Raw genomic sequence first — 11,245 nt, 5'->3', positions numbered from 1 at the left:
AGTGTTTGTTTCTTAGGAAACTCTTAACATCAGGTATTTTTTCAGACTAACAGGGATAAATGACTTACAAAGTAAGGCTGTGTAAGTGAAAAATTGGCTATGTAAGCAGATGTAAGCAAGTCTTATATTAATGAACTTTTCTAAGTAAAATCAGTCGTGATTTGGAGGTATGATGAAAAAAATTAAAATATTGATTATTGAAGATGATGCAGAAATATCTCGTCTGACGGCCATGTATTTAGAAGTAGAAGGTTTTGAAAGTAAAATTGTAGATGATGGTGAAAAAGCGCTCGCTACTATTAAGCATTATTTACCCGATTTGATTATTCTAGATTTAATGCTTCCAGGTATGACAGGCATTGAAATTTGTAAGCAATCAAGGGCGTTTTATCAAGGTCCAATATTAGTTTTAACGGCTTGTGACGACGATGTAAGTGAAGTGAGTTTATTAAAATTGGGTGCTGATGACTTTTTGACAAAACCCTTAAAGCCTCATGTATTGGTTGCAAGAATTGAAGCTCTGATGCGAAGATCAAAACCAAATATGCCAATAGATGTTCATACAGGTCATAGTAAAATACACATAGATCAAGCAAGTCAGCAAGTCATTTTTGAAGAAAAAGAGCTGATATTAACGAGCTCTGAATATGAAATGTTGGTATTACTAGAAAGAAATATTGGCAATATTGTATCTAGGGCTGACTGTTGCCAAGCTTTAAGGGGCATTAACTATGATTTTAATGACAGATCTATTGATATGCGTATTTCAGGGTTAAGAAAAAAACTAAATGATGATCACATGCCCTATAAAATAATTACAACAGTCAGAAATAAAGGATATATGTTATTTAATGGCTAATATTTCTCCATCATTATTTACCCGTCTATACATCAGTATTATTTTTGCTGTTGTAATTAGTATTATGCTAACGCAATATTTTGTTGACGGTTTATTTGAACAAGATGCAATTAACGATTTTGTCAGAGATACTGACTATATATACAATGAATTAAAAAAACAGGTTGAGAACGACCCAAGTATCAATTATCAAAATCTGAATTCTAATTTCCCTTTTGCAGATGAATTCATTATTAGTTGGCGACCTTTTAAACCTGCATTTTTACCATGTATAGATTGCGAATTTTTAGGTGAAGCTGATGGCATTAATGTTTATCAACTTGAAAGCGATAGGTTACGGGTTATTTATCATTTCCCTAAAATAAATGCACTTTTATTTATTTCAGACAAAATGGAACCACAGCTTTTTTCACCAGAAAATGACTCTGATATTGATGAAATTGCAGGGTTAAATGTAGAAGAAATCGCATTTTATTTATTTACAATTATTGTATTGTTGGTGATAGCAGGAACAATTTATTGGCCTGTTCGTCAGTTACAAAAACAAATTAATGCTTTAGTTGATGTTAACCACCTATTTGGCGCTGGCGAGCTTAATGTAAGAGCGCAAGAGCAGTTAACTAAGCCATTAAATGAATTAGCATATAGCTTTAATGTCATGGCAAATTCGATTGCTGATACAGTGAAAGAAAATCAAATATTTGCCCAGGCTGTACCTCATGAAGTTCGTACGCCACTAAGCAGAATTCAATTGGCTGTAGGATTATTGAGGAAAAAAAATACGAATAAACAGGCAATGCAGCTACTTGAAAATATCGATACTTACATAGATGATATAGATGAACTGATTAGTCAGGTTGTTTCTTTTTCAAAGCTCAACTCTGTTATTGATGAAAATGGCGCTGACTTATATCAACGCATTAATTTTTCAGCCTTTATTAAGTCTCGATTAAACGCTGTAAAATTAGATGAACTCATAAATATTCAAACATCACTTGATGAATCGCTAGAAATAACAACAAACCCAATATATTTACGTTTATTAATAGATAACCTGTTAAAAAATGCCATCAATCACGCAAGATCTCAGATAATGGTTTCATTGTGCATGATAAATGACAAGGTTAAAATATCGATTGAAGATGATGGCCCTGGAATTCCAGCTCAATTTACGGAAACGATTTTTTTTCCTTTTGCACGTTTAGATAAAAGTAGAAGTCGTAAAACAGGAGGCTTAGGCTTAGGTTTATCAATTGCAAAAGCAGCGAGTAAAAGAATGAATAGTGTTTTGTCTGTAGAAAACAACCAAAACGGAGGAGCAAAATTTAGTTGTAAGTTTCATTAGAGCCAGTTGTTCTTTGAAGAAAAGAGTCGGAAAAGCTTATGAATACTGATCCTGAAGAGGTTGAAGTGTTTCGAATTCGCTTTAACCCATCTAATTATTACAGTTCAAAAAAGGTTTGGCTGATAACATGATGTTGATCAGGCCTTTGGTATTTTTATATCGATAACTCTTTGACTGTCAAATTGTTTTATATCAACGAGTCAATGATAAATCGTTAATCAATTATTTTTACTTACCTTTTCTATCATGCTGATACATAGCACTTATCACTACATACAACGCGTGAGCGATAATACTTTATACGCTTGAATTAAAGTTAAACGCATTGAGTTCTATGATGAGGTGTTCTATATAAACTATAGAGTCCATCGAATTTCATTAAATATGAAATAAAGAGGCGTCATGTCTAACTGTTTACATCTTGCTATTCCTGCTGGCGATTTAAAAATAGCTAAAAAGTTTTATTGTGATGTATTTGGCTGTAAAACAGGTAATAGTGAAGAAGGGCATTGGGTGGATATCGATTTTTGGGGTAATGAATTAACACTTCATCAAAGTGATGAGCGCTTGCCTAAAATACGACATGATGTAGACATGGGGGCCGTGGCGGTTCCTCACTTTGGTGTACATTTACCAGAGAAGGAATTCCAAGCTTTAAAGCAGCGCATTGAAGAAGCTAATCTTACTTATTTAGATAAACCTTATCGTCGGTTTGTGGGGAGTAAATATGAACAGGAAACATTTTTCATTGAAGACCCAAACGGCAATGTGCTTGAAATGAAAACCATGGTTAATCCACAAGTATTATTTGAAGTTGATTGAACAGGTTTTAGTGTATTATTGTCCTCAATGTATCAAGCTTGATTAAGTCTGACTATATTCATATTTTTTCTAATTAACTTCTATAGTTATAAAGTATATGGCTAATATTGTTAAATCTTGTAGGAGTTAAATCTTGTTAAAATTGATATTTTTATCTTTTTTTTTAATTAGCTATAGCTTAACCGTGTTTGGTGAAACAATTGTTTGGCAAATGAATCATGCGCCACCGGCTACGATAGTGGAGGGAAAATATAAAGGAGAAGGTTTTTTAGATTTGATTTTAAAGCAACTGATAACAGCATTACCACAATATGAGCATCAAATTATAGTAAGTTCTATGGCACGTTCGATATTTGAATTACAAAAACAAAAAAATGTTTGCTTACCTGCTTTGTTTGTTACAAATAAAAGAAAAGAATTTGTATATTTTTCAAAAGCATCAGTTGCACACCCGAGTCATAGAATTGTTTTCAATCGTAAAATAAATCTTTCACAAAAAAATGAATTGTCATTACGCGGTTTACTTGAAAATAAAACCTATGTACTTGGACTTGATAATGGACGTTCGTTTGGCAATAAAATAGATGGTATTATCACTCAAAAACCTTATTTAGATAATGTATATTTCTTCAGTTCTGAGTCACCTAACAGATTGTTACATATGGTAAAAAAGGGCCGGGTTGATTACACAATAACGTACCCTTTTCAAGTGTCATATTATAATAAGTATAATGATTTCAATATCGATGAATTTAAGATATTTAAAATATCGGGTGCTAAGAAATATGTTACTGGGCAAGTTGCTTGCCCCAAAACAGTATGGGGCAAAAAAGTGATTAAGGATATTGATATCGTTTTAAAAAAGTTAAAGCCTACAAAAAATTATTATCAGGCCTTAAGTAAATGGTGGGAAACTGAGGCTCATTCTGATGATTTTATAAAGTATTATAATGATGTCTTTCTAGAAAATTAATATGAAATGCGTGGTAATGCGGGTTGTTAATAATAAACCCGTAGTGTGATTAATGGAAAAACTTTGATAAGTAACAATGATTAAGCCAACCTGTTGATTTAATTGTAAAAACCAATCAAAGGCAAGTGAGGGTAATGTATTGTTCTTGTTGTTTATCTCATATATCCTAACTAGCCTAAAATTATGTTTGTGTTTTTAATTGTGAATTATTTTTTATTTTTTATTTTTTATGTTTTATTTCTTCTTTTCTTATTATTCTATTTACACCTGTACATGCAGCCACTTTTGTTTATGTAGGTAATGCCACTAGTAATGAAATATCAATCCATCAATTAAATCCAACAAATGGAGATTTATCTTTAGTTAATAAAATAAAAATACCGGGAGTGATTGAGCCTGGGATATCATCACCTATGGTTATCAGTCCTGATCAATGTTTTTTATATATCGTTTCTCGAGGGAAGCCTTATATGATCAGCAGCTTTAAAATTGATGCAATGACGGGAAAATTGAGTCATATTGATAATCAAATGATGAACGCTAATATTGCTTATATATCCATAGATCTGACTGGACAATATTTAATAAGTGCTTCTTACCCACACCATAAAATTATTGTCAATCCAGTTTCTAAAAATGGTGATATTTTAAAACACCAATATACCTTAAATGGCTTCCCAAATGCGCATGCTGTTCTGATAGATAAAACTAATCGATATGTACTGGTCCCTACTTTAGGGGATGATAGGGTTTATCAATTTGAATTTAATGTAAATTCAGGAAAAATGAAATTGAATGATCCACCTTATATTGATTTAAATAAAAATAGTCTCAAAAAAAAAGTGGGGCCACGACACATTGTATTTCACCCTAATGGTCAATATATTTATGTTATTGGCCAGTTTGATGCCTCAATTCACCTGTTTGATTTTAATCCAAAAACGGGTGTTCTGAATGAGAAACAGAACATCTTTACGCTCCCAGTAAAATACAAATACAAACGTAAAGCTGCGGCAGATATTCATATAACACCAGATGGTCGATTTATTTATAGTTCAGACCGAGTCTCAAGTACGATATCAGGATTTGAAGTAGATGCTGAATCAGGCTTTTTAACGTCAATTGAAGTGATTGAAACTGAAAAAAGTCCGCGTGGATTTAACATCGACGCATCGGGCAAATACCTGCTAGTGGTGGGGGAGCTTTCTAATGAAATGTCTATCTACAGGATCAATAAAATATCTGGAAGACTTATTAAATTAAAAAGCTATTTAATGGGAATAAATCCAAACTGGGTTGAAATAGTGACTTTCCCATAAAATACATTAATGGAGACTTAAACATAAGTTTAGCAATTATTTAAAATATACCACTGAAAAGCATTAAGCTAAAATGACATAGAAAAAATGAGCGAGTAGTTTCTTTCTACTTGTGGCATCACAGAGTTATGAAATCCGCCAGAACGCACTAAATTACCATTGGCATATCTCGCTAAATTTCCTTTTTCGTCTAAGGAGACGTCCCCAGAATTTGCTTGTACTAATCCTGGATGGTAATACGCTGTGTTAAATAAGTTATTGACCGCGAGATCAAGTCTGATGTTCTCAAATTTAATGCCAATATTGGCATTAAAAACCATATAACTATCTAGTTTAATTCCATCGGCTCTGAGCGGGTTTCTTAAATAAAGTTTACGTTCACTCACATAGTTGCCTCGAAAGTTTAGGTTAATCATTTTGTTAAAAGGAATATTTAAACCTAAATTGATTTTATGTGGCGCTATATCACCCAAGTCCTCATCGACAGAACGGCATTTGGGGTCATCATCAGAAAACTCACCTGAAGTACAATTATCCATACCAGATCCAATCCAAGCAGCAATATCGTGATCGTAGGTAATATTACTTTTTACCTCAGTAAAAGTATAATTTAAATAGGTTTTAATTTTTGGTGCGCCATTGATAAAATTATTAAACTTATATTGGCCGCGATACTCAAAGCCTGTTATATCGCGTTCACCTGCATTTTCAGCTTCTTCTTTTATTACATTTTTATAGTTGGCATAATAAAGAGACGTTTCGTGTAACCAGTTATTGGCCTGATATAACCAAATAAGCTCTAAATTTTCCATTTCTTCGGGTTTTAAATCTGGATTTGCCCGCTTTCCATTCCAACCTCCGTACACAGCGCTAGGTCCTGGCTCCTGAAAGGCTGTACTATAAATTAGCTTAATCGTATTTTTGTTAGAAAAGTGGTAAATGGCTGATAAACGAGGCTTGGTAAAACTGCCATATTCACTGTTTTTATCCCAGCGTATTGCAGCACTATATCGCCATTCTTCTATATCCCAAGTCACTTGGAGATAACCACCTTTATCATTGGTACGGATTAAATTATCAGCCGGCATTTCGGATAAGGTGCCCGGAATTATAGGCTGTGGTTCGGTAGACGTTGAATGATAAACGCCCTCTCCTAAACCTTCAGGGCCCAAGTTATGCGCATTAGAGGATGAACAAAATGCAGATGACCAATAACCACAAACATCAAAAGCTTTAGTGAGTTCCTTGTTCTCATATTTTAACCCAGCGAGAATACTTAAGTTGTCGCTTGCTTGATAGTCCCAATCCTGACGTAACTTCCAGGAGTTACTTAATACGTTCCAATCAGAAATACTGACGTACGAAAAGCCTTCCATGTTGGTATTCCAGTCGGCAGTCGCTTCGGCCCAATTGCCATAACGTCGATCATCACGCTGTCTGATAAAGGTTTTAGATAATAATTTTGGAGTGAGTTGTTTATGGTATTTTACATACCATTGACTAATCTTTTTTGCCCATATCGCGTTAGGTTGCCCTTTGTCTAAAGCGAATTTTAGACCGTATCCATTTTGAGTGTGCCAATAGTTGATACCAAATGTCAGTTTTCCGAAGTTTAACTCTCCGATGATGCCTTGTTCCTTATCCATTGAGGTATAGTTGCCATAAGGAGTATTTAAGTGCTCTCTTTGTAAAACGGATCCCCAAATCGCCGGATCATTTAGGAATTCGGATCGTAAATATCCCCAGGTAGGAAAGTCTTGAAGGTTAGGTCCATCACTCTCAATAAACTTAGCCGAAATTGAATAACTCAGTTGATCCATTTTACCCCCTGCAGCCATATCAACAGCAGTAGTTGAAAAGCTACCGGCTTGGATATTGTACTTAAAGTAGGACTCTCCTATGTCCAGCTCTCTAGCGTCCCGAGTAATTATATTTACAATACCTGAAAAGGCATTAGGTCCATAAATAGCGCCCGCTGGACCATATAGCACTTCTATTCTTTCTATATTTGTTAATGGTAATTGGCGATTTTGGGGGAAGGCCTGGCTCCATAATTGGTTGTTAATGACCCCGTTAATCATAAAGAGCGTTCTTTGGGTGGTCGGCGTTCGATAACCACGTTGATAACTGATAACTCTATCGTGGCCATAACTTTTGATATTGTCGAAACCAGGTAAGTCTGTAAGTATCTGGCTTAGATCGGTATAAGCTCTATCATGAATATCTTGTTCGGTTATAACAATCATAGATGCTGCAGCATCACGTAATGACTCTTCAACCCCTGAAGCTGAGGTGACTTTAGTGCTAAACAACTCTTCTAATGAAAGAGCAAAAAGGTCTTCTTTGGCCTCTTGTGCAGATACAAATGATGCACAAGTGATAAAAATTAAAAATGAACTTGAAATTAGCAATCGAGTATATTGCTCGAATTTCAGCATTGTGGAAAAACACGGATTTATTTTTGTTACAGCGATATCTTTCATTCTTAAGTGTCTTTTATGTGAGTTTGAGAAAGACGTCCTTTCAGTTTTACTGACTTCAAAAATTTTTTTTGCGTATCATTTAATATAGCTGAGAATAAAAACATCACAAATATATAAGTTAATTATGACTTATAAAAAATTAACGATGGATGAATTAATAATAAAAACTGAAATCAAAAATACACGGGTAATAACAATGTGTTACGCTATCTTTTTCTTAATAAATACCTGATTATCGTTTTCAATTTATTTTATAATTTTTGTATCGAAGTTAGATGTTGTATGCAATCAGCTCAATATATCAGTATTATTTTGTTTCAGTTATTGAATGATTATTCTATTAAGCGTTAAGATGGTTTTGATGCTGAAATTGAGCACGATACTATTAAGGAACCCCCGTTTTTATATGAAAGATAATCTGAGTTTACAAGAAGCACAAAAAGTGATTTTGTTAAGCCAAGGGGTTCATAAATCACATCAATTAGGAAAAGGTAAAGAAGTAACCTATCAGGTTATCGAAGCTATCAATTATGTTCAAATTGATTCAATTTCAGTCGTTGAACGCGCTCATCATCACAGTATTTGGAACCGTGCAGAAAATTATGATCCTATTCATATAGCACAGCTCTTAGAGGATAAACACATTTTTGAGTACTGGTCTCATGCAGCATCATATTTACCTATGAAACACTATCGCTACAGTTTGCCAAGAAAAAATGCGATCACACAAGGTGATATGCATTGGTTCAAAAAAGATAAAAAAAGCATGTCGCATGTTTTAGAGCGAATTAAATCTGAAGGTCCTCTACAAGCTAAAGACTTTAAAGATCCTAGAGAGTCTAAAACTGGATGGTGGGATTGGAAACCTGCAAAAAAAGCGCTTGAACAGCTATTTATGCAAGGCGATCTCATGGTCGTTAAAAGGCAAGGTTTTCAAAAGGTATATGATCTTACTGAACGCGTACTTCCCTCTAATATCGATATTAGCACACCGAGTGAAGAGGATTATCTTCGGCACTTAATTATTAATTATTTGAAGGCAAATGCAATTGGTACACCTGGGCAAATTGCGTACTTGCTCAAAGGGATTAAAACGTCTGTAAAAAAATATTGCATGCAAATGGAAGAAGATGGTTTGTTAATAAGTGTGACAGTCAATAAGCAATCTTATTTTTCTTTACCTACCATAACTCATTTATTAGAAAAAAAGTTAAGCCGAAATAAAGTAAAAATATTATCACCTTTTGATAACCTCATTATACAACGTAAAAGAACTCAGGATCTTTTTAACTACGAGTATCAAATTGAATGTTATGTTCCAGAAAATAAAAGAAAAATTGGTTATTTCAGCTTGCCTCTTTTATGGAATGCAAGGTTCTCAGGTCGAATGGATGTAAAAATGGATAGAAAAGTAGGAGTTTTGAATATTCTAAATCTCCATTTAGAAACTGAAGAAGCAGAAGAGTTTATACTGGACTTGAAAAAAGAGCTCGATAAGTTTTTATCGTTTAACAATGGCTCATGTATCAATGTGATTAAAATAACCAGTAAAAATACAAAGTTAGCTGATGCTCAGGTTAAAAAATTCACAGCTATATTAATCGCTTAAATTCTTTATCTAATTGTTAAGCTTATATCGTAAATTTTGACTCAGTAGTAGAGGCTTTAGATAAGCTAAACAAGAGTATCGCAATTCAAAAGTCGGCATTTCACTTTGTGAAGTAAAGTGTAAGTCATTCATTTCACTATGAGTTACTTACACTTAAATACATTTTTAAAGCGGCTTATTACAATTATTTAAATGTACTAGATAGGTGGTGTAACTCATTAACGCTCTGAGTTACTTTCTCACCTAATATATTAACTTCAGAGACAACTTCTGTATTTTGATAGGAAATATCTCTGATTTGACGCACACTTTCACTGATTTGATTACTAACTACACTTTGCTCTTCAGTTGCCGTTGCAATTTGAGCGGTTAAGTCATTCAAGTTGTTCATCACTATAATGACATCCTGCATTTCTTTGTTTGCTTCGGTCGACAGGGTTTGTGATTGTAAAGCTTTGTTTTGACTAGCAAGCATAAGCTGTTGCCACTGAGAAAGTGTTGTTTGTAAACCTACAACAGAATCTTGAATTTGTTGTGTTGCCTCTTGAGTTCGACTAGCTAAAGACCTCACCTCATCAGCTACGACTGCAAAACCTCGACCTTGTTCCCCTGCTCGAGCAGCTTCAATGGCAGCATTTAAAGCCAGTAAATTTGTTTGGTCGGCAATGCCTTGTATCTCACTCATTATGTTTGATATTTGTGTGACATCAGTCACTAAAGAGTCCGCTTTACTTGCCGCTTCCCCAACTTCCTGTGCTAATGACGTCGCGCTTTGGTGCGTATTTTCAATCACGCCAATTGTATGTTCACAGCGTTTTTGAACATCATTTACATTTTCAAAAGCGGTACTGGTATTTTGGCTTACTTCTTCAATTGTGGTGCTCATTTGAGTGATAGCTGTTGCTAATTGATCTAAATGAGAGTTTTCTTCTTGAAGACTATTGATGGCAATAGATGAATTACGTTCTAATTCGTCGGCAATGTTTTTTAATTGTTCACTTTGATCTTTGGAGCGTCCTAGTATCGTGGTCACTTTTGCTTGTAATAAATGCCTTGGATAATCAAATAACCCCGCCAATCCTTTTCCTGAAAAAATCAGTCGAGAAGGGCTGTCGTAAGTGTGTGAAATATGTTTTGAGAAAGCACTTAAAGGCAGTGAAATATTAGCAAATAATGCAAAAATGCTCATGCTAAACGCAATGAGTAAAAATGTTGGGAGAATACTGTGTGTTAATGAGTACATAACAAAGGCAAAAAACGAGGTTAAAATGATTGATATTAAACTTCTATTTTTGCTACTTAATGAAAATTGAGATTTACCTTGGTTAATTTCATTATAAAGGGTATTTGCAGCAGTGACATGCTTTGTATCAGGCTTATTTCGAACTGACTGATAGCCAATGACTCTATTTGATTCATATACTGGCGTGACATAAGCATCCACCCAATAATAATCACCATTTTTACATCTGTTTTTTACCATGCCTCGCCAAGAGTCTGAGCGTTTTAGTTTAGTCCATAAATCAGCGAATGCTGCTTTAGGCATATCAGGGTGACGGATAAGGTTATGGTTTCTCCCCAGTAATTCTTCTTGAGTAAAACCTGAAACGTTACAAAAGTGATCGTTCACATATGTGATCACACCTTTTAAGTCTGTTACTGATACGAGTTGTTCATTAGCTGAAAAATGAACTTCTTTATGAGATGAAGCAAGCATGCTTTTAGCTTATCCTTTTAAAATACTTAAATAATGTGTTTAGACATATAAAACTGCAATCAAAAAAATATTAAGATTGTTTAATGAAGAGAGTACTCTATCAAAATATGAGTGCTGT

8 protein-coding genes are annotated in these 11,245 nt (G+C 34.2%); 6 read left to right on the top strand and 2 right to left on the bottom strand.

What is annotated here, in order from left to right; all coding sequences use genetic code 11:
* Positions 1 to 172: 172 nt before the first annotated feature.
* From BM088_RS15485 to BM088_RS15465, 5 genes are all read left to right on the top strand, one after another.
* Positions 173 to 859 (top strand): response regulator transcription factor, encoded by a 687-nt coding sequence (locus BM088_RS15485; protein ID WP_091986125.1) that lies wholly within the window; start codon positions 173 to 175, stop codon positions 857 to 859.
* On the top strand, positions 852 to 2,204 hold the full coding sequence (locus tag BM088_RS15480) for a sensor histidine kinase (protein ID WP_091986121.1): 1,353 nt from the start codon (positions 852 to 854) through the stop codon (positions 2,202 to 2,204). The genes BM088_RS15485 and BM088_RS15480 overlap by 8 nt, the downstream gene beginning before the upstream one ends.
* A gap of 402 nt (positions 2,205 to 2,606) precedes the next feature.
* The gene (locus BM088_RS15475; protein ID WP_091986117.1) at positions 2,607 to 3,026 is read left to right on the top strand and encodes a VOC family protein; all 420 of its coding nucleotides are present in this window, start codon (positions 2,607 to 2,609) and stop codon (positions 3,024 to 3,026) included.
* Between the two features lie 133 nt (positions 3,027 to 3,159).
* Positions 3,160 to 3,999, top strand: a complete 840-nt coding sequence (locus BM088_RS15470) for a TIGR02285 family protein (protein ID WP_177208068.1) — start codon at positions 3,160 to 3,162, stop codon at positions 3,997 to 3,999.
* Positions 4,000 to 4,214: 215 nt separating this feature from the next.
* A complete protein-coding gene (locus BM088_RS15465) occupies positions 4,215 to 5,318 on the top strand; it encodes a beta-propeller fold lactonase family protein (protein WP_091986110.1) in 1,104 nt (367 codons plus the stop codon).
* 68 nt (positions 5,319 to 5,386) lie between these two features.
* Here BM088_RS15465 and BM088_RS15460 read toward each other — a convergent pair whose 3' ends face one another.
* Positions 5,387 to 7,801 (bottom strand): TonB-dependent receptor plug domain-containing protein, encoded by a 2,415-nt coding sequence (locus BM088_RS15460; protein WP_091986106.1) that lies wholly within the window; start codon positions 7,799 to 7,801, stop codon positions 5,387 to 5,389.
* A 406-nt stretch (positions 7,802 to 8,207) separates the two neighbouring features.
* Here BM088_RS15460 and BM088_RS15455 point away from each other — a divergent pair, with 406 nt between their 5' ends.
* Positions 8,208 to 9,410: a winged helix-turn-helix domain-containing protein gene (locus BM088_RS15455; protein WP_091986103.1), complete on the top strand. Its 1,203-nt coding sequence runs from the start codon at positions 8,208 to 8,210 to the stop codon at positions 9,408 to 9,410.
* Positions 9,411 to 9,594: 184 nt separating this feature from the next.
* Here BM088_RS15455 and BM088_RS15450 read toward each other — a convergent pair whose 3' ends face one another.
* Positions 9,595 to 11,127, bottom strand: a complete 1,533-nt coding sequence (locus tag BM088_RS15450; protein ID WP_091986099.1) for a methyl-accepting chemotaxis protein — start codon at positions 11,125 to 11,127, stop codon at positions 9,595 to 9,597.
* Positions 11,128 to 11,245: the final 118 nt, after the last annotated feature.

Source organism: Pseudoalteromonas denitrificans DSM 6059 (assembly GCF_900112265.1).
GTDB classification, from domain to species: domain Bacteria; phylum Pseudomonadota; class Gammaproteobacteria; order Enterobacterales; family Alteromonadaceae; genus Pseudoalteromonas; species Pseudoalteromonas denitrificans.
Note: the sequence above shows the minus strand (reverse complement) of the source record. Positions and strands in the feature narration are given on the sequence as shown.

What these genes read in the sequence shown, in the direction of transcription:
- BM088_RS15485 (WP_091986125.1), top strand. Translation starts at nt 173, where the DNA reads ATGAAAAAAATTAAAATATTGATTATTGAAGATGATGCAGAAATATCT.
- BM088_RS15480 (WP_091986121.1), top strand. Translation starts at nt 852, where the DNA reads ATGGCTAATATTTCTCCATCATTATTTACCCGTCTATACATCAGTATT.
- BM088_RS15475 (WP_091986117.1), top strand. Translation starts at nt 2,607, where the DNA reads ATGTCTAACTGTTTACATCTTGCTATTCCTGCTGGCGATTTAAAAATA.
- BM088_RS15460 (WP_091986106.1), bottom strand. Translation starts at nt 7,801, where the DNA reads ATGAAAGATATCGCTGTAACAAAAATAAATCCGTGTTTTTCCACAATG.
- BM088_RS15455 (WP_091986103.1), top strand. Translation starts at nt 8,208, where the DNA reads ATGAAAGATAATCTGAGTTTACAAGAAGCACAAAAAGTGATTTTGTTA.
- BM088_RS15450 (WP_091986099.1), bottom strand. Translation starts at nt 11,127, where the DNA reads ATGCTTGCTTCATCTCATAAAGAAGTTCATTTTTCAGCTAATGAACAA.